Annotated in this window: 18 protein-coding genes and 1 tRNA gene; 16 read left to right on the plus strand and 3 right to left on the minus strand. The window is 67.4% G+C overall.

What is annotated here, in order from left to right; all coding sequences use genetic code 11:
• Both hisH and hisB read right to left on the minus strand, forming a co-directional pair.
• Complete coding sequence (gene hisH / locus HMPREF2914_RS27310; RefSeq protein WP_023092720.1) at positions 1–639, minus strand: imidazole glycerol phosphate synthase subunit HisH; 639 nt, start codon at positions 637–639, stop codon at positions 1–3.
• Positions 639–1,232 carry an imidazoleglycerol-phosphate dehydratase HisB gene (gene hisB, locus HMPREF2914_RS27315; protein ID WP_003096088.1) on the minus strand — a complete coding sequence of 198 codons (594 nt, stop codon included), beginning with the start codon at positions 1,230–1,232 and terminating at the stop codon, positions 639–641. Before hisB ends, hisH begins: the two co-directional genes overlap by 1 nt.
• 160 nt (positions 1,233–1,392) lie before the next feature.
• On the opposite strand from hisB, the gene HMPREF2914_RS27320 reads away from it, so the two are divergent.
• The 8 genes from HMPREF2914_RS27320 to HMPREF2914_RS27355 all read left to right on the plus strand — a co-directional run bounded on the left by HMPREF2914_RS27320 (position 1,393) and on the right by HMPREF2914_RS27355 (position 8,192).
• Entirely contained in the window at positions 1,393–1,791 is a 399-nt protein-coding gene (locus tag HMPREF2914_RS27320) for an acetyl-CoA sensor PanZ family protein (RefSeq protein WP_009878269.1), read from the plus strand.
• 36 nt (positions 1,792–1,827) lie between these two features.
• Positions 1,828–2,064 carry a hypothetical protein gene (locus HMPREF2914_RS27325; RefSeq protein WP_009314450.1) on the plus strand — a complete coding sequence of 79 codons (237 nt, stop codon included), beginning with the start codon at positions 1,828–1,830 and terminating at the stop codon, positions 2,062–2,064.
• A complete protein-coding gene (locus HMPREF2914_RS27330; protein ID WP_023092721.1) occupies positions 2,061–3,167 on the plus strand; it encodes an NAD(P)/FAD-dependent oxidoreductase in 1,107 nt (368 codons plus the stop codon). The genes HMPREF2914_RS27325 and HMPREF2914_RS27330 overlap by 4 nt, the downstream gene beginning before the upstream one ends.
• Positions 3,168–3,260: 93 nt before the next feature.
• Positions 3,261–5,513, plus strand: a complete 2,253-nt coding sequence (locus HMPREF2914_RS27335) for an AsmA family protein (protein ID WP_023092722.1) — start codon at positions 3,261–3,263, stop codon at positions 5,511–5,513.
• Positions 5,510–6,577 carry an A/G-specific adenine glycosylase gene (gene mutY / locus HMPREF2914_RS27340; RefSeq protein ID WP_003110600.1) on the plus strand — a complete coding sequence of 356 codons (1,068 nt, stop codon included), beginning with the start codon at positions 5,510–5,512 and terminating at the stop codon, positions 6,575–6,577. The genes HMPREF2914_RS27335 and mutY overlap by 4 nt, the downstream gene beginning before the upstream one ends.
• Before the next feature lie 43 nt (positions 6,578–6,620).
• Positions 6,621–6,893 carry an oxidative damage protection protein gene (locus HMPREF2914_RS27345; protein ID WP_003096100.1) on the plus strand — a complete coding sequence of 91 codons (273 nt, stop codon included), beginning with the start codon at positions 6,621–6,623 and terminating at the stop codon, positions 6,891–6,893.
• Positions 6,894–6,920: 27 nt separating this feature from the next.
• Positions 6,921–8,003, plus strand: coding sequence for an oxidoreductase (locus tag HMPREF2914_RS27350; protein WP_023092723.1), 1,083 nt, complete (start codon positions 6,921–6,923; stop codon positions 8,001–8,003).
• A gap of 113 nt (positions 8,004–8,116) precedes the next feature.
• Positions 8,117–8,192, plus strand: a tRNA-Phe gene (locus tag HMPREF2914_RS27355).
• Positions 8,193–8,248: 56 nt separating this feature from the next.
• On the opposite strand, the gene HMPREF2914_RS27360 is transcribed toward HMPREF2914_RS27355, so the two are convergent.
• Positions 8,249–8,986 carry an SDR family NAD(P)-dependent oxidoreductase gene (locus HMPREF2914_RS27360; protein WP_003096148.1) on the minus strand — a complete coding sequence of 246 codons (738 nt, stop codon included), beginning with the start codon at positions 8,984–8,986 and terminating at the stop codon, positions 8,249–8,251.
• Positions 8,987–9,143: 157 nt separating this feature from the next.
• Here HMPREF2914_RS27360 and HMPREF2914_RS27365 point away from each other — a divergent pair, with 157 nt between their 5' ends.
• The 8 genes from HMPREF2914_RS27365 to HMPREF2914_RS27400 all read left to right on the plus strand — a co-directional run bounded on the left by HMPREF2914_RS27365 (position 9,144) and on the right by HMPREF2914_RS27400 (position 16,713).
• Positions 9,144–9,833 carry a DUF502 domain-containing protein gene (locus tag HMPREF2914_RS27365; RefSeq protein ID WP_003135910.1) on the plus strand — a complete coding sequence of 230 codons (690 nt, stop codon included), beginning with the start codon at positions 9,144–9,146 and terminating at the stop codon, positions 9,831–9,833.
• 248 nt (positions 9,834–10,081) lie between these two features.
• Positions 10,082–10,855 (plus strand): ABC transporter ATP-binding protein, encoded by a 774-nt coding sequence (locus tag HMPREF2914_RS27370; protein WP_003096153.1) that lies wholly within the window; start codon positions 10,082–10,084, stop codon positions 10,853–10,855.
• A 14-nt stretch (positions 10,856–10,869) separates the two neighbouring features.
• Positions 10,870–11,622, plus strand: a complete 753-nt coding sequence (locus tag HMPREF2914_RS27375) for an ABC transporter substrate-binding protein (RefSeq protein WP_003096156.1) — start codon at positions 10,870–10,872, stop codon at positions 11,620–11,622.
• Positions 11,623–11,683: 61 nt separating this feature from the next.
• Positions 11,684–12,379, plus strand: coding sequence for an ABC transporter permease (locus HMPREF2914_RS27380; RefSeq protein ID WP_003105543.1), 696 nt, complete (start codon positions 11,684–11,686; stop codon positions 12,377–12,379).
• Entirely contained in the window at positions 12,376–13,068 is a 693-nt protein-coding gene (locus HMPREF2914_RS27385; protein WP_003096163.1) for an ABC transporter permease, read from the plus strand. Before HMPREF2914_RS27380 ends, HMPREF2914_RS27385 begins: the two co-directional genes overlap by 4 nt.
• Positions 13,069–13,136: 68 nt before the next feature.
• Positions 13,137–14,357 (plus strand): methyltransferase, encoded by a 1,221-nt coding sequence (locus HMPREF2914_RS27390; protein WP_023092724.1) that lies wholly within the window; start codon positions 13,137–13,139, stop codon positions 14,355–14,357.
• A 403-nt stretch (positions 14,358–14,760) separates the two neighbouring features.
• Positions 14,761–15,231: a MarR family winged helix-turn-helix transcriptional regulator gene (locus HMPREF2914_RS27395; RefSeq protein WP_003110596.1), complete on the plus strand. Its 471-nt coding sequence runs from the start codon at positions 14,761–14,763 to the stop codon at positions 15,229–15,231.
• 3 nt (positions 15,232–15,234) lie between these two features.
• Positions 15,235–16,713, plus strand: coding sequence for an efflux transporter outer membrane subunit (locus HMPREF2914_RS27400; protein WP_003118019.1), 1,479 nt, complete (start codon positions 15,235–15,237; stop codon positions 16,711–16,713).
• Positions 16,714–16,724: the final 11 nt, after the last annotated feature.

The raw sequence follows: 16,724 nt of genomic DNA on the forward strand, positions 1-16,724 counted from the left end.
CTACCAGCGCCCGTCCCAGGCCACGAAGTTCTGCAGCAGTTGCAGGCCGTGGGTATGGCTCTTTTCCGGGTGGAACTGCACGGCGAAACGCGAGCCTTCGGCCAGCGCGGCGGCGAAATCGACGCCGTAGTGCCCGTGCCCCACCACCTGGCGCGGATTGCCGGCCTCGATGTAGTAGCTGTGCACGAAGTAGAAGCGCGCCTGGTCGGGAATCTCGTGCCACAGCGGGTGCTCCACCGCCTGGCTCACCTGGTTCCAGCCCATGTGCGGCACCTTCAGGTGCTCGCCGGCTTCGTGCAGGTCCTTGCCGAAGAAGCGCACCTGGCCGGGGAACAGACCGATGCAGTCGACCCCGTCGTTCTCCTCGCTGCACTCCAGCAATGCCTGCATGCCGACGCAGATGCCGAGGAACGGGCGGTCCTGGCTGACCTCGCGGACCAGGGCGTCGAAGCCCAGGCGGCGGATCTCGGCCATGCAGTCGCGGATCGCGCCGACCCCGGGGAACACCACCCGGTCGGCCTCGCGGATCACTGCCGCGTCGCTGCTCACCAGCACCCGGCCGGCACCGACGTGCTCGAGGGCCTTGGCCACCGAGTGCAGGTTGCCCATGCCGTAGTCGATCACGGCTACCGTCTGCATCACAGGCACCCTTTGGTCGACGGCATCTGCCCGGCCATCCGCTCGTCCAGCTCGATGGCCATGCGCAGCGCGCGGCCGAAGGCCTTGAACACGGTCTCGATCTGGTGGTGGGTGTTGTGCCCGCGCAGGTTGTCGATGTGCAGGGTCACCTGGGCGTGGTTGACGAAGCCCTGGAAGAATTCCATGAACAGGTCGACGTCGAAGCCGCCGACGCTGGCACGGGTAAAGGGAACGTGCATCTGCAGGCCGGGCCGCCCGGAGAAGTCGATGACCACCCGCGACAGCGCCTCATCGAGGGGCACGTAGGCGTGGCCGTAGCGGCGGATGCCCTTCTTGTCGCCGATGGCCTTGGCGAAGGCCTGGCCGAGGGTGATGCCGATGTCCTCGACGGTGTGGTGATCGTCGATATGCAGGTCGCCCTTGCACTCGATGTCCAGGTCGATCAGGCCGTGGCGGGCGATCTGGTCCATCATGTGGTCGAGGAAGGGAACCCCGGTATCGAACCGGGCCTTGCCGGTCCCATCCAGGTCGATGGAGACCTTGATCTGGGTCTCCAGGGTGTCGCGCGCGACGGATGCCTTGCGTTCGGCCATCACCAGCTCCACAGCTAACACTGCACGTAATTATAAGAGGGCCAGCATTATAGGCAGGCCCGGGCTGGCGCTGCCAGCCGCGACCGTCGGCGCGAATCGCCCCACGGGCGGCGGGCCAGGCCTTACACTGCGCTCCTTCCATCCCGCCGCGGAGAGCCGCATGCCCGTGATCGTCGAAACCCTCGCCCAACCCAGCGCCCAGGATCGCCTGGACCTGGCGAAGATCTACGCCGACGCACCGGACTGGCTGTTCGCCCCGCATGCCGACGGCGCGGCGCTGGTCGCGGCCGGGCTGGCCGCCGGCGAGCTGATCGCCGGGCGCTTCAACGACCGCCTGCTGGGTGCCGCCCTGCTGCGGCGCGGCGGCGACGCCTGGCAGCTGTCGCACCTTTGCGTGCGCGGCATCACCCGCGGCCGCGGGGTCGGCCGACGCCTCCTCGACGAGGCCCGGCGCCTGGCTGCCGAAGCCGGCAAGCCGCTGCGCCTGGTCGCCCCGGACGGGCACCTGGAATCCCTCGCCCTCGCCGCGCGCCACGGGCTGCCGCTGGACAGCCTCTGATATGCTCGGCGGCGGTCCCAGCCAAGGAGCTTCGCCATGTCCTTTTCCACCGCCGAACGCACCGCCCTGCTCGCCCTCAAGGGAGTCGGCCCGACCGTGCTGCAACGCCTGGAACAGATGGGCCTGGACAGTTTCGTCCGGCTGCGCGACAGCGATGCCGCAAGTATCCTCGCCCAAGGCGCGGCCCTGACCGGCTCCAGTTGCTGGAAGAACAGCCCGCAGGCGCGGGCAGCGATCGTCGCCGTGCTGCAGCGCGCAGCCAGCGACGCATGAACGACGTCGACGTACTGGTAGTCGGCGCCGGCGCCCTCGGCCTGGCCTGCGCCGCGCGCCTGGCCGAAGCCGGCCACGGCGTACTGGTGGCGGAGCGCGAACGGCTGGTCGGTAGCCACACCTCCAGTCGCAATTCCGAAGTGATCCACGCCGGCCTCTACTACCCGCCCGGCTCGCTCAAGGCCGATCTCTGCCTGGAAGGCCGCGAACGCCTGTACTCCTGGTGCGCCCGCCACGGCGTCGGCCACCGGCGCATCGGCAAGCTGCTGGTGGCGATGGAGGAAAACGAGCGCGAGAAGCTCCAGGCCCTGGCGGCCAACGCCCGCGCCTGCGGGGTCGACGACCTGACGCCGCTGGACGGCGCCACGCTGCGCGCGCTGGAGCCCCAGGTCCGCGGGGTCGCCGCCCTGCTCTCGCCGAGCACGGGAATCATCGACAGCCACGCCTACCTGCAATCGCTGCAGGCCGTCGCCGAGCGCCACGGCGCACAACTGGCGCTGGACACCCGGGTCGACCGCCTGGAGCGCCACGCCGGCGGCTGGCGCGCCGAAGGACAGAGCGTCGGCGAAGCGTTCCGGTTGCGCGCGGGCTGGGTGGTCAATGCCGGCGGCCTGTTCGCCCAGGCGCTGGCGCAACGCACCGAAGGCCTCGATCCGCGCCTGGTGCCGGCGCTGCACCTGTGCCAGGGGCGCTATTTCTCCTACAGCGGCCGCTCGCCGTTCCGCCACCTGGTCTACCCGATGCCCGAGGCGCGCACCGCCGGGCTCGGCATCCACGCCACCCTCGACCTCGGCGGCCAGTTGCGCTTCGGTCCCGACGTGAATTACGTGGACAACCTCGACTACCGCGTCGACGAATCCCTCGGCCCCGCCTTCGCCCAGGCCATCTCGCGCTACTTCCCCGGCATCGACCCTCGGCGCCTGGCCGCCGGCTACGCCGGCATCCGGCCCAAGCTCGGCGGGCCGGGGGAACCCGCCGCCGACTTCATCATCCAAACCCCTGCCGAACACGGCCTGCCCGGCCTGGTCAACCTGTTCGGCATCGAGTCGCCCGGCCTCACCGCCAGCCTGGCGCTCGCCGAACGGGTCGCCCGAGCACTCTGAGACGAGGTTTCGCCGCGCGCAGGGTCGGCCTGGCAAAACGGCGTTGTTATACTCGCCCGCACATTCACCGCTGCCAGCACAAAGGATTCGTCCATGAAAGCATTCGGCAAGGTCCTGGGGCTGTTCTTCCTGGGACTCTTACTGCTCGTCGTGGCCCTGGGCTTCGCCCTGACCCACCTGTTCGATCCCAATGACTACAAGGACGAAATTCGCCAGATCGCCCGCGACAAGGCCAACCTGGAGCTGGACCTGAAGGGCGACATCGGCTGGAGCCTGTTCCCCTGGCTGGGCCTGGAGCTGCACGACACCAGCATCGCCAGTACCGCCACGCCGACCAAGCCGTTCGCCGACCTGCAGATGCTCGGCCTGTCGGTGCGGGTCCTGCCGCTGCTGCGCAAGGACGTGCAGATGAGCGCGATCCGCGTCGAAGGCCTGAGCCTGGACCTGGTCCGCGACAAGCAGGGCAAGGGCAACTGGGAAAACATCGGCAAGCCGGCCCAGCCCCAGGCCCCGTCCGCTCCTTCCGCCACCCCGCCGGCAGCGGACGGCAAGGGCGCCCAGGCGCAGGCACCCGAGCAGGCGCCGCAGAACGACAGCCCGCGCACCCCGATCAAGCTCGACATCGACAGCCTCAATGTCAACAACGCCCGCGTCACCTACACCGACGAAGCCAGCGGCAAGCAGTACAACGTCGAGGGCATCGAGCTGAGCACCGGCGCCATTCGCGAAGGCAGCAGCATTCCGCTGAAACTCAACGCCTACCTCGGCACCAACCAGCCGGTGGTGCGGGTCAAGACCGAGCTGACCGGCAACCTGCGCTTCGACACCGCGCTCAGACGCTACCAACTGGAAGACGCCAGGCTCTCCGGCGAGGCCTCGGGCGAGCCGCTGCAAGGCAAGACCGCCACCTTCTCCGCCCAGGGCCAGTTGCTGCTCGACCAGTCGGCGCAGATCGCCGAGTGGAACGGCCTGAAGCTGAGCGTCAACCAGTTGCGCGCCCTCGGCGAACTGAAGGCCCGCGAGCTGGGCAAGGACGCCAAGTTCAGCGGCGGCCTGTCGATCGCGCCGATGAACCTGCGCGAGTTCCTCGCCGGCATCGGTGTGACCCTGCCGGCCATGGCCGACGCCAACACCCTCGGCAAGTTCGAGCTGAACACCCGCCTGGCCGGCAGCCGCAACAGCCTGAATCTCGAAGACCTCAAGCTGGGCCTGGACGACACCGCCTTCAGCGGCCGCTTCGGCATCGCCGATTTCGCCAGGCAATCGCTGCGCGCCCAGCTCAAGGGCGACAAGCTCGACCTCGACCGCTACCTGCCGGCCAAGGCCAAGCAGGCCCAGGATGCCACCAGCGCCACGCGCAAGGCGGAAGTCGACGCCACCGTGGCCAGTGCCGCCCAGGGCAACACGCCGCTACCGGAAAAACCGACCAGGCAGGCCTGGAGCGACGCGCCGTTGCTGCCCATGGCGACCCTGCGCAAGCTCGACCTGGACGTGGCGCTGAGCTTCGGTCGGCTGACCGTCGAGAAGCTGCCAATCGACGACGCCAGCCTGAAGCTGCGTGGCCAGGGCGGCGTGATCAGCCTCGACGACATGCGCGGCGGGCTGTACAACGGCCGCTTCAACGCCAAGGCCAACCTCGACGTACGCCAGGACAGCGCCGTGTTGACCGCCACCAAGCACATCGCCAACGTGCCGGTGGAGCGCCTGCTCGAAGCCCAGGGCAAGAAACCGCCGGTGAAGGGGCTGCTCGACCTCGACGCCGACATCCGCACCAGCGGCAACAGCGAGAAGTCCTGGATCGACCATCTCAACGGCAGCGCACGCTTCAGCCTGATCAACGGCGTGCTGCTCGACGCCAACCTGGAGCAACAGCTCTGCCAGGGCATCGCTACCCTCAACCGCAAGGCCCTTGCCGGTACCCACGGCGGCAAGGACACGCCTTTCCGCGAGCTCAAGGGCAGCCTGAACTTCACCAACGGCGTGGCCAGCAACCCTGACCTGAAGGTCGCCATCCCCGGCCTGGCGGTCAGCGGCCACGGCGATATCGACCTGCGCGTGCTGGGCATGGACTATCGCATCGGCGTGGAGATCCAGGGCGACAAGAGCGACATGCCGGACCCGGCCTGCCAGGTCAACCAGCGCTACGCCGGCATCGAATGGCCTCTGCTCTGCCGCGGCCCGCTGGAACTCGGCGCCAAGGCCTGCCGCCTGGACAAGGAAGGCCTGGGCAAGGTCGCCGCGAAACTGGCCGGCAATCGCCTCAACGAAAAACTCGAAGAGAAGCTCGGCGACAAGGTCAGTCCGGAGCTGAAAGACGCACTCAAAGGGCTGTTCAACCGCAAATGACACCTGAAGGCTTCAACGGCGCGGTCCTCGACTGGTACGACCGTCACGGTCGCAAGGACCTGCCCTGGCAGCAGGGCATCACCCCCTACCGGGTGTGGGTCTCGGAAATCATGCTGCAACAGACCCAGGTCAGCACCGTGCTCGGTTACTTCGACCGTTTCATGGCAGCGTTGCCCGACGTCGAGGCACTGGCCGCGGCGGCCGAGGACGAAGTCCTGCACCTGTGGACCGGGCTCGGCTACTACAGCCGTGCGCGCAACCTGCACAAGACCGCGCAGATCGTGGTCGAGCGGCATGCCGGGGAGTTCCCCCGCGACGTCGAGCAACTCGCCGAACTGCCCGGCATCGGCCGCTCCACCGCTGGAGCCATCGCCAGCCTGTCGATGGGCCTGCGCGCACCGATCCTCGACGGCAACGTCAAGCGCGTACTGGCGCGCTACCTGGCGCAGGACGGCTATCCCGGCGAACCGAAGGTGGCCAGGGCGCTGTGGGAAGCCGCCGAGCGCTTCACCCCGCACGCACGGGTCAACCACTACACCCAGGCGATGATGGACCTCGGCGCCACCCTCTGCACGCGCAGCAAGCCCAGTTGCCTGCTTTGCCCGCTGGTCTCCGGCTGCCGCGCGCACCTGCTCGGCCGCGAAGCCGATTATCCGCAGCCCAAGCCGCGCAAGGCGTTGCCGCAGAAGCGCACGCTGATGCCGATCCTGGCCAACCGCGACGGCGCCATACTGCTCTACCGGCGGCCTTCCAGCGGACTCTGGGGCGGGCTCTGGAGCCTCCCCGAACTGGACGACCTCGACGGCCTCGAACCGCTCGCCGCGCGCCATTCCCTGGCCCTCGGCGAGCGCCGCGAACTGAGCGGTCTGACCCATACCTTCAGTCATTTCCAGCTCGCCATCGAGCCCTGGCTGGTGGCGGTGGAAGGCGCTCCGCGCGCCGTGGCCGAGGGCGACTGGCTCTGGTATAACCTCGCCACCCCGCCGCGCCTGGGCCTCGCCGCTCCAGTGAAGAAGCTGCTCAAGCGCGCAGAACAGGAACTCGGACGCGGCACGGCCGCGTGAATGCCGGGCCCACGGGCCCGGCGGCAACTGCAGGAGAACGACCATGAGCCGCACCGTGATGTGCCGCAAGTACCACGAAGAGCTGCCCGGCCTCGACCGCCCGCCGTATCCGGGCGCGAAGGGCGAGGACATCTACAACAACGTGTCGCGCAAGGCCTGGGACGAGTGGCAGAAGCACCAGACCATGCTGATCAACGAGCGTCGCCTGAACATGATGAACGCCGAGGACCGCAAGTTCCTCCAGCAGGAGATGGACAAGTTCCTCTCCGGCGAGGACTACGCCAAGGCCGACGGCTACGTGCCGCCATCCGCCTGACCCCCACCCCGCCCGACGGAGGCCGCCATGACCCCATCCCTCTCTGGCCTGCCTCCGATCCGCACCGCGCTGATCGGCTACGGCTTCGCCGGCAAGACCTTCCACGCCCCGCTGATCCGCGCGGTACCGGCGTTGTGCCTGGAGCACGTGGTCTCCCGCGACCCTGGGCGGGTGCACGCCGACCTGCCCGAAGCCCGGGTCAGCGCCGATCCGGATGAGGCCATCGAGGCCGCCGACATCGACCTGGTGGTCATCGCCTCGCCCAATGCCACCCACGCCAGCCTCGCCGAACGGGCCTTGCGCGCCGGCAAGCACGTGGTGGTGGACAAGCCGTTCACCGTCACCCTGGCCGAAGCCCGGCGCCTCGCCGACCTCGCCCGCGAACGGCCTGGCCAGGTCCTCTCGGTGTTCCAGAACCGGCGTTTCGACAGCGACTTCCTCGCCGTGGAGGCCGCCCTGCAGGCCGGCAGCATCGGCCCGGTGCGCTGCTTCGAGTCGGCCATCGAGCGCTTCCGTCCGCAGGTCCGCGACCGCTGGCGCGAACACGACCTGCCCGGCTCCGGGCTGTGGTTCGACCTCGGCCCGCACCTGCTCGACCAGGCACTGTGCCTGTTCGGCATACCGCAGCGTATGCACGGACACCTGCGCCGGCTGCGCGAGGGCGCGCTGACCGACGACTGGTTCGAGGTCCTGCTCGACTATCCGCACTGCCAGGTGGCGCTGCGCGCCAGCATGCTCGCCGCCAATCCGGCGCCACGCTTCAATGTGCACGGCGACCACGGCAGCCTGCTAAAGGCCGGCGCCGACATCCAGGAAGCGCAACTGCTCCAGGGACTGCACCCCGGTTCCGCCGGCTGGGGCCGCGATCCCGACCTGTTGCAGCATATCGACGGCCAGGGCCTGCGCCAGTCGCTGGTCACCCCGGCTGGCGACCAGAGCCGCTACTACCAGGCGCTGGCCGCCGCCATCCGCGGTCAGTCGCGCAACCCGGTGTCGGCGCAACAGGCCTGCGCGCTGATGGCCCTGCTGGAGTTGGCACGACGCTCCGCCGAGGAAGGCCGGAGCCTGCCGGTGGAGCTGCGCGACGAGGAACGCCAGGCCTGGAACTGAGGCACGGCAGTCCGGCGGAAACCGCGAGGGGATCGTAAGGCGTTAAAAAACAAAAAAAATTTCTTCGCCGGTGTTGACACTGCCGCGCTAAACCCGTTTAATTGCGCCCCGTTGCCCAGGTAGCTCAGTTGGTAGAGCAGGGGATTGAAAATCCCCGTGTCGGCGGTTCGATTCCGTCCCTGGGCACCATGAATACGACGAAAAGGCTCACCTCCGGGTGGGCCTTTTTGCTTTCCGCCGTTCGCCTAGACGTGCTGCCCGCCGTTGACGTGGATTTCCGCGCCATTCACGTAGGATGCGCCGCTGGTGCAGAGGAAGTAGATCAGCGAAGCGATCTCCTCCGGCCGGCCGAGGCGGTGCAGCGGGATGCTGCGCTCGACGATCTCCTCGGTGCCCGGCGACAGGATCGAGGTGTCGATCTCCCCCGGCGCGATGGCGTTCACCCGCACCCCATGCGGGCCGAAGTCGTGGGCCATCTCGCGGGTCAGCGCGGACAACGCCGCCTTGGAAGTGGCGTAGGCCACCCCGGCGAACGGATGCACCTTCGAGCCAGCGATGGAGGTCACGTTTATCACCGTTCCCTGCGCCGCCTTCAGCTCGGCGAACAGGCCGCGCGCCAGCAGCGCGGTGGAGAACAGGTTGACGTTGAACACCCGCAGCCAGGTGGCGTAGTCGGTTTCCAGCACACCGAGGCGCTCGCCGCCTTCGCCCTTGGGCGAGATGCCGGCATTGTCCACCAGCGCGTGGAGCCGGCCGTCGCCAAGCTTCTCGCGGATCAGTTCCAGGCTGGCCTCGACGCCGGGAATGTCCTCCAGGTCCAGGTGGATGTGGTTTTCCTCGCCGTCCGCCCAGGGACATTCGCTGGCCCAGCTCTGCCGCGACGCGGTGAACACCCGCCAACCCGCGGCATTGAAGTACTTCACCGTGGCATGCCCGATACCGCGGCTCGCCCCGGTCAGCAACAGGGTCTTTCTCTCCGCCATACGCCCTCCGTGAAGGCCTGCTGGAATGAACGCGACTCGCACAGCCTACAAGGAATGACGAATCGCCGCGGCGGATCTTTCGCCCATCCCGGCGAACGGCCGAGCGTGAGCCAGGCAGTGCCGATAGACTAGGCGGACCCTGTCAGGACCCCGATCGATGCTGAAGAAAAGCTTCAACTCCCTGCTCGCCACCTGGCTCGCCGGCCTGCTGGTGATGCTGCCGCTGGTACTCACCGTAGCCTTGCTGGCCTGGGTGGTCAGCTTGCTGAACCGCTTCGTCGGTCCATCCAGCCTGATCGGTCGCGGCTTCGCCGCCATCGGCCAGCCGCTCGCCGGCGATTCGCCACTGGCCTACCTGCTCGGTACCGCGCTACTGCTGGTAGCCATCTACCTGCTTGGCCTCGGCGTACAGCTAGGCCTGAAGCGGCCGCTGGCCAACCTGTTCGACCTGACCCTGCGGCGCACCCCGCTGATCGGCAACCTGTACAACCTGGCCGACCGTTTCGTCGGCCTGCTGGACAAGAAGCAGGACGCCGACATCGCCGCGATGAGTCCGGTGTGGTGTTTCTTCGGCGGCGACGGCGCCGCCGTGCTGGCGCTGATGCCCAACCCCGAAGCGGTGGAACTGGACGGCCGCGCGCACTACGCGATCCTGGTGCCGACCGCGCCGATCCCGGTGGGCGGCGGCCTGCTCTACGTTCCGGTGGAATGGGTGAAACCGGCACAGATCGGCATGGACACCTTCACCAGCATCTATGTGTCGATGGGCATCACCCCACCGCCGCCGCTGGCCGCCGCCAAGGTGCTGGCGGAGCCGCGCGCGGAGCAGCCGCCGGCGGCTCCATAGGCGGTCCCGCGTGCCCGGGAACGGGGCGCGCACCGACCTCCAGGCTCTGCTTCAGGTCAGGGTTCGCCAGGAGTTTTCTTCGAAAGCCGACAGTTTTGTTCCTACGCGACAGCGCACTGCAGCGATGCGACAAGATGCCGCCAACCCCGCTCCAGAGGCACGCAGCCTGCTTGGCTCCGGTTGAAGCGCTGTGCTAGCTTGCCTTCGCCAGGAAGGCCCTTCCAATCCGAATAACAAGAGGAAAATCCATGGCCGAGGCCACCCCCGCACTGGAAATCCGTAACCTGCACAAGCGCTACGGCGACCTCGAAGTGCTCAAGGGCATCTCCCTCACCGCCCGCGACGGCGACGTGATCTCCATCCTCGGATCGTCCGGCTCGGGCAAATCCACCTTCCTGCGCTGCATCAACCTGCTGGAGAACCCGCACCAGGGCCAGATCCTGGTCTCCGGCGAAGAGCTGCGCCTGAAGAAGAGCAAGAACGGCGACCTGGTCGCCGCCGACAGCCAGCAGATCAACCGGCTGCGCAGCGAACTCGGTTTCGTCTTCCAGAATTTCAACCTGTGGCCGCACATGAGCATCCTCGACAACGTGATCGAGGCGCCGCGTCGCGTACTGGGCAAGAGCAAGGCCGAAGCGATCGAGATCGCCGAGGGCCTGCTGGCCAAGGTCGGCATCGCCGACAAGCGCCACAGCTATCCCGCGCAACTTTCCGGCGGCCAGCAGCAGCGCGCGGCCATCGCCCGGACCCTGGCCATGCAACCCAAGGTGATCCTGTTCGACGAGCCCACCTCGGCGCTCGACCCGGAAATGGTACAGGAAGTGCTTAACGTGATCCGTGCGCTCGCCGAAGAGGGCCGGACCATGCTGCTGGTCACCCACGAAATGAGCTTCGCCCGCCAGGTTTCCAGCGAGGTGGTATTCCTCCACCAGGGCCTGGTAGAAGAGCAGGGAACGCCGCAACAGGTTTTCGAAAACCCCCAGTCGGCGCGCTGCAAACAGTTCATGTCCAGCCACCGCTAACGGAGCAACACCGCATGAAGAACTATAAGAAGATCCTGCTGGCCGCCGCTGCAACCCTGGCCTTCGCCCTCGACGCCAGCGCCGCCGACAAGCTGCGCATCGGCACCGAAGGCGCCTACCCGCCCTTCAACGGCATCGATGCCAGCGGCCAGGCGGTCGGCTTCGACCTCGACATCGGCAAGGCGCTGTGCGCCAAGATGAAGACCGAGTGCGAGGTGGTGACCTCCGACTGGGACGGCATCATCCCGGCGTTGAACGCCAAGAAGTTCGACTTCATCGTCGCGTCCATGTCGATCACCGACGAGCGCAAGCAGGCGGTCGACTTCACCGATCCCTACTACACCAACAAGCTGCAGTTCGTCGCGCCGAAGAGCGTCGACTTCAAGACCGACAAGGACTCCCTGAAGGGCAAGGTGATCGGCGCCCAGCGCGCCACCATCGCCGGCACCTGGCTGGAAGACAACATGGCCGACGTGGTCACCATCAAGCTCTACGACACCCAGGAGAACGCCTACCTCGACCTCTCCTCGGGGCGCCTGGACGGCGTGCTGGCCGACAAGTTCGTGCAGTACGACTGGCTGAAGAGCGACGCCGGCAAGGAGTTCGAGTTCAAGGGCGAACCGGTGTTCGACAACGACAAGATCGGTATCGCCGTGCGCAAGGGCGACCCGCTGCGCGAGAAGCTCAACGCCGCGCTGAAGGAAATCGTCGCCGACGGTACCTACAAGAAGATCAACGACAAGTACTTCCCCTTCAGCATCTATTGATGCCAAGCCAGGCCACCGCCGGGCGCGTCCCGGCGGTGGCCGCCTTCAGGCCTGACTTCTCATGATTCTCGACCTGCATGGGTTCGGCGAGCAACTGCTCGCCGGTACCTGGATGACCCTCAAGCTGTCGCTGGCGGCGGTCTGCGTGGGGCTGTTGCTCGGCCTCCTCGGCGCCATCGCGAAGACTTCGAAGTACGCGGCCCTGCGTTTCCTCGGCGGCACCTACACCACCATCGTCCGTGGCGTGCCGGAAACGCTCTGGGTACTGATGATCTATTTCGGCACGGTGAGCGGCCTGAACGCCCTCGGCGACCTTTTCGGCAAGCCGGACCTGGCGCTCTCGCCGTTCGCCGCCGGCACCCTGGCCCTCGGCCTGTGCTTCGGCGCCTACGCCACCGAGGTGTTCCGCGGCGCGCTGTTGTCCATTCCGCGCGGCCATCGCGAGGCCGGCCAGGCGCTCGGCCTGTCGCCCGGACGGATATTCTGGCGCATCGTCCTGCCGCAGATCTGGCGGGTCGCCCTGCCCGGCCTCGGCAACCTGTACCTGATCCTGCTGAAGGACACCGCGCTGGTGTCGCTGATCACCCTCGACGAGATCATGCGCAAGGCGCAGGTCGCCTCCAACGCGACCAAGGAACCCTTCACCTTCTACATGACCGCGGCCGCCATCTACCTGAGCCTCACGGTCGTCATCATGGTCGCCCTGCACTTCCTCGAACGTCGCGCCGGCCGTGGTTTCGTGAGGAACGAGCTATGAGCGAGTGGGAGCTGATCCTCAAGTGGATGCCGAAGATGCTCCAGGGCGCGGCGCTGACCCTGGAGCTGCTGGCGATCGCGGTGGTCGCCGGGCTCGCCCTGGCCCTGCCGCTGGGCATCGCCCGCGCCTCGCGGCACTGGTACGTGCGCGCGGTGCCGTACGCCTACATCTTCTTCTTCCGCGGCACGCCGCTGCTGCTGCAACTGTTCATCGTCTACTACGGCCTGGCGCAGTTCGAGGAAGTGCGCAAGAGCGCCTTCTGGCCCTACCTGCGCGATCCGTACTGGTGCGCGCTGCTGACCATGACCCTGCACACTGCCGCCTATATCGCCGAGATCCTCCGCGGCGCGATCCACTCGGTGCCGGTCGGCGAGGTGGAGGCCGCCCGCGCCCTCGGCATGTCGCGGCGCCAGGCGCTCTGGCACATCATCCTGCCGCGCGCGGTGCGCATCGGCCTGCCGGCCTACAGCAACGAAGTGATCCTGATGCTCAAGGCCAGCGCGGTGGTCTACACCGTGACCCTGTTCGACATCATGGGCATGGCCCGGACCATCATCGCCCGCACCTACGAATCGATGCTGTTCTTCTGCCTGGCCGGCGCGCTGTACCTGGTGATCACCATCGTGCTGACGCGGATCTTCCGCCTGATCGAACGCTGGTTGCGGGTCGACGCCACCCAGGGCCGCTGAGCGGGTGCTTTCCGATGCCTGCGGGGCGGCTATAATCGCCGCCCCGTTTTCCCGCTGCCGCTCGCATCGTGTCCGAAACCTTCCCGTTCCTCACTGGCGACGCCCTGTCGCAGCGCTTCCTCGCGCTGGACGCGTTCCTCCTCGAACACCAGCGGCTCTGGCGACCCCGCCCGTTCAGCGAACCGACCCTGGCGTGGGAAGCCGAACACGCCGAGCTGGCGTCCTGGCTGCGCGGGCGCAGCCTCGAACAGGCCGACGCGGAGCACAACCAGCCCACCCGCCTGGCCGCGCCCGCGCCTTATCCGCAGCTCGCCGCCCAGGCCGCGGCGCTGGGCGCGGTCGGCGAACTGCGATTGGCGGAACGCCCGCAGGCACCGAACCGCTTCAATGTCGACGTACCGGGACGCAAGTGGCAGCAGATCGGCCTGTTCGCCGGGCGCCTGCAGTTCGCCAGGCCGGTCGTCCACTGGCTCGACTGGTGCTCCGGCAAGGGCCATCTGGGCCGCCTGCTGGCCCATGCGGGGCAACCGCTGACCTGCCTCGAACACGATCCCGCGCTGGTCGCCGACGGACAGCGCCTGAGCGACCGCCTGGGGCTCTCCGCCCACCACCTCCGCCAGGATGTGCTGGCCGTGGACTGCGCCGAGCGCCTGCTTCCCGGGCATACGCCAGTGGCCCTGCACGCTTGCGGCGAACTACACCTGCGCCTGCTGCGCCTGGCCAGCCAGGCCGGCTGTCGCCAACTGGCGGTGGCGCCATGCTGCTACAACCGCATTCCGGGGCCTTTCTACCAGCCACTCTCGCAAACAGCAGGCCGATCGCTGCTCGCGCTATCGCTTGACGACCTGCGCCTGCCCCTGAGCGAGACAGTCACCGCCAGCCAACGGGTCCGTCGCCAGCGCGACCAGTCGATGGCCCGGCGCCTGGGTTTCGACCTGCTGCAGCGCGAGCTACGCGGAATCGACCAGTACCTCAGCGTGCCTTCCCTTCCGGTGGCCTGGCTGGAACGTCCATACGCCGACTACTGTCGCGAACTCGCCGCCCTCAAGGGACTTCCCGAACCGGCCGCGCGCGACTGGCAGGCGCTGGAAGCGGCCGGCTGGAAGCGCCTGGCGATGGTTCGCAACCTGGAACTGGTGCGCGCCCTGTTCCGCCGCCCGCTGGAACTCTGGCTGCTGCTGGACCGCTGCCTGTATCTGGTCGAACAGGGCTATAGCGTCCGCCTGGGCGAGTTCTGTCCGACCTCCCTGTCTCCGCGAAACCTGCTGATCCTTGCGGAGCGCAGCTGATACGGGTGTTCCGGATGGTTGCCCACACAACCTGTGGATAAGTCTGGTGACAAGTTCTGGGAAACATCTGCCGAGGGGCCCGTATCCAGGGGCGGTCAATGCTGTTCAAAAAATGAACAGAAAAAATAAAATCCATATAAAACAATATCTTGATAACAACCGAGATAACCGCAGCGACTCTTAGAGCGTTTCCTTCCTATCCCTTGCCCACTTGTGCATAAGCCTGGCTTTCCGGTTAATCCGAAAGTGGACTTCAGCACCGGCAATAGTTGCAGAACGGCATCGCATGACGTTCGAAGGAACGGATTGTTCTTTTATTGCAACGGTTGAGCTCTTGTTAATCGCTGCCTAGGCAGTATTATTTTGAAACACTTTCCCTGCCTAGACAGCGATCCCCTCCACCATGGGTCACTACAGCGCCTCCGACTTTCCCTTCAAGGGCTCCATTGGCCAGCTCATCGGCGTCAGTGCCGCGACCAAGGACCGCATCCTCGAGAAGCACCTCGCCGCGCTGGACATCACCGCCGCCCAGTTCAAGGTGCTGATCTTCGTCGGTCTCAACCGCGCCAACAGTCCGGTCGAACTGTGTCGCGAGCTGTCGGTGGACAGCGGCTCGATGACGCGCATGCTGGCGCGCCTGGAGAAAAAAGGGCTGCTGCTGCGCGGCCGCTGTCCCGAAGACCGCCGTTGCCTGCGCCTGGATCTCAGCGAAGCGGGACGGAAGGTCCAGGAGCAGCTTCCGCTGATCGCCTCGGCGGCGATGAACGAGCTGGTCGCCTGCCTGAGCACGGAAGAATTGCAGACGCTGACCCATCTGCTGACCAAGGTTCTGCTACACGCCGGCTGCCCTAGGGCCAGCCTGCAGGAGTCCTGATCCATGCCGTTCCCTCTTCTCCATCCCTGGCCGCAGCGATTGGCGCTGGCCTCGGCGATAGTGCTGGCCGCCGGCTGCGTCACTTCCGAAGGCCTGGAACCGAACGCCCGACTGCAACCGGCAGGCGCCCTCCAGGCGGGCAGGAGCCTGGACGGCGTAGCCCTTTCGCCAGCGGCCTGGCCGCGCCAGGACTGGTGGACCGGGCTCGGCGACCGGCAGCTCGACCAACTGATCGGCGAAGCCCTGCAAGGCACCCCCGACCTGCAGATCGCCGAGGCGCGTGCGCGCCAGGCGGCGGCAACGGCCCAGGCGCAAGATGCCGCGCGCCAGCCGACGCTGGACGCCAAGGCCAGCTACTCCGGCATCCGCGCGCCGACCAGCGTGGCCCCGGCACCGCTCGGCGGCCGCTATTCGGCGATCAAGTACCTGTCGCTCGGCTTCAACTACGACTTCGACCTCTGGGGCGGCGAGCGCGCCGCCTGGGAAGCCGCCCTCGGCCAGGCCAATGCCGCCCGGATCGACAGCCAGGCCGCGCGCATCGGCCTCTCGGCGAGCATCGCCCGCGCCTACAGCGACCTCGCCCACGCCTTTACCGTGCGCGATCTCGCCGAGGAAGAACTGAAACGCTCGCAGCGCATGACCGAGCTGAGCCAGAAGCGCATGAGCGCCGGACTCGACAGCAAGGTCCAGCTGCAACAGACGCAGACCCAGCTGGCCACCGCCCGCCAGCAGCTCAGCGCCGCCGAGCAGGACATCGCCAGCGCCCGCATCGCCCTCGCCGTGCTGCTGGGCAAGGGGCCCGATCGCGGTCTCGAACTGCAGCGCCCGCAACCGCTGAACCCGGCCAGCCTGAGCTTGCCCTCGGTGCTCCCGGCGGAGCTGCTCGGCCGCCGCGCCGACATCGTTGCCGCGCGCTGGCGGGTCGAGGCGGCGCGCCGCAACATCGACTCGGCAAAGACCGAGTTCTATCCCAACCTCAATCTCGGCGCGATGGCCGGCCTCGCCGCCCTGCACACCAGCGACGTGTTGCAGGCGCCGAGCCGCTTCTTCCAGGTGGCGCCGGCGATCTCCCTGCCGATCTTCGACGGTGGCCGCCGCCGCGCCAACCTGGCCGAACGCGACGCCGACTACGACCTGGCCGTCGGCCAGTACAACAAGACGCTGGTCCAGGCCCTCGGCGAGGTCAGCGATAACCTCGGCAAGTTGCGCTCCCTGGAGCAGCAGGTGATCGACCAGCGCCAGGCCCGCGATATCGCCAGGTCCAACTTCGACCTGGCCATGCGTCGCTACGGCGAAGGCGTCGGCAGCTACCTCGACGCCCTCAGCGTGCAACAGCAACTGCTGGTCGCCGAACGCCAGCTGGCCAGCCTGGAGAGCCAGCAGATCGATCTTTCCGTCCAGCTGGTCCAGGCCCTGGGCGGCGGTTTCCAACCCGATTCCCGCTCCGCTGCGCTCGCTACCGCGAAAGCGCCGGCAGAATGAACGAGGCACCC

This window comes from Pseudomonas sp. HMSC067G02 (genome assembly GCF_001813485.1).
GTDB classification, from domain to species: Bacteria; Pseudomonadota; Gammaproteobacteria; order Pseudomonadales; family Pseudomonadaceae; genus Pseudomonas; species Pseudomonas aeruginosa.

What these genes read in the sequence shown, in the direction of transcription:
- hisH (WP_023092720.1), bottom strand. Translation starts at nt 639, where the DNA reads ATGCAGACGGTAGCCGTGATCGACTACGGCATGGGCAACCTGCACTCG.
- hisB (WP_003096088.1), bottom strand. Translation starts at nt 1,232, where the DNA reads ATGGCCGAACGCAAGGCATCCGTCGCGCGCGACACCCTGGAGACCCAG.
- HMPREF2914_RS27320 (WP_009878269.1), top strand. Translation starts at nt 1,393, where the DNA reads ATGCCCGTGATCGTCGAAACCCTCGCCCAACCCAGCGCCCAGGATCGC.
- HMPREF2914_RS27325 (WP_009314450.1), top strand. Translation starts at nt 1,828, where the DNA reads ATGTCCTTTTCCACCGCCGAACGCACCGCCCTGCTCGCCCTCAAGGGA.
- HMPREF2914_RS27330 (WP_023092721.1), top strand. Translation starts at nt 2,061, where the DNA reads ATGAACGACGTCGACGTACTGGTAGTCGGCGCCGGCGCCCTCGGCCTG.
- HMPREF2914_RS27335 (WP_023092722.1), top strand. Translation starts at nt 3,261, where the DNA reads ATGAAAGCATTCGGCAAGGTCCTGGGGCTGTTCTTCCTGGGACTCTTA.
- mutY (WP_003110600.1), top strand. Translation starts at nt 5,510, where the DNA reads ATGACACCTGAAGGCTTCAACGGCGCGGTCCTCGACTGGTACGACCGT.
- HMPREF2914_RS27345 (WP_003096100.1), top strand. Translation starts at nt 6,621, where the DNA reads ATGAGCCGCACCGTGATGTGCCGCAAGTACCACGAAGAGCTGCCCGGC.
- HMPREF2914_RS27350 (WP_023092723.1), top strand. Translation starts at nt 6,921, where the DNA reads ATGACCCCATCCCTCTCTGGCCTGCCTCCGATCCGCACCGCGCTGATC.
- HMPREF2914_RS27360 (WP_003096148.1), bottom strand. Translation starts at nt 8,986, where the DNA reads ATGGCGGAGAGAAAGACCCTGTTGCTGACCGGGGCGAGCCGCGGTATC.
- HMPREF2914_RS27365 (WP_003135910.1), top strand. Translation starts at nt 9,144, where the DNA reads ATGCTGAAGAAAAGCTTCAACTCCCTGCTCGCCACCTGGCTCGCCGGC.
- HMPREF2914_RS27370 (WP_003096153.1), top strand. Translation starts at nt 10,082, where the DNA reads ATGGCCGAGGCCACCCCCGCACTGGAAATCCGTAACCTGCACAAGCGC.
- HMPREF2914_RS27375 (WP_003096156.1), top strand. Translation starts at nt 10,870, where the DNA reads ATGAAGAACTATAAGAAGATCCTGCTGGCCGCCGCTGCAACCCTGGCC.
- HMPREF2914_RS27380 (WP_003105543.1), top strand. Translation starts at nt 11,684, where the DNA reads ATGATTCTCGACCTGCATGGGTTCGGCGAGCAACTGCTCGCCGGTACC.
- HMPREF2914_RS27385 (WP_003096163.1), top strand. Translation starts at nt 12,376, where the DNA reads ATGAGCGAGTGGGAGCTGATCCTCAAGTGGATGCCGAAGATGCTCCAG.
- HMPREF2914_RS27395 (WP_003110596.1), top strand. Translation starts at nt 14,761, where the DNA reads ATGGGTCACTACAGCGCCTCCGACTTTCCCTTCAAGGGCTCCATTGGC.
- HMPREF2914_RS27400 (WP_003118019.1), top strand. Translation starts at nt 15,235, where the DNA reads ATGCCGTTCCCTCTTCTCCATCCCTGGCCGCAGCGATTGGCGCTGGCC.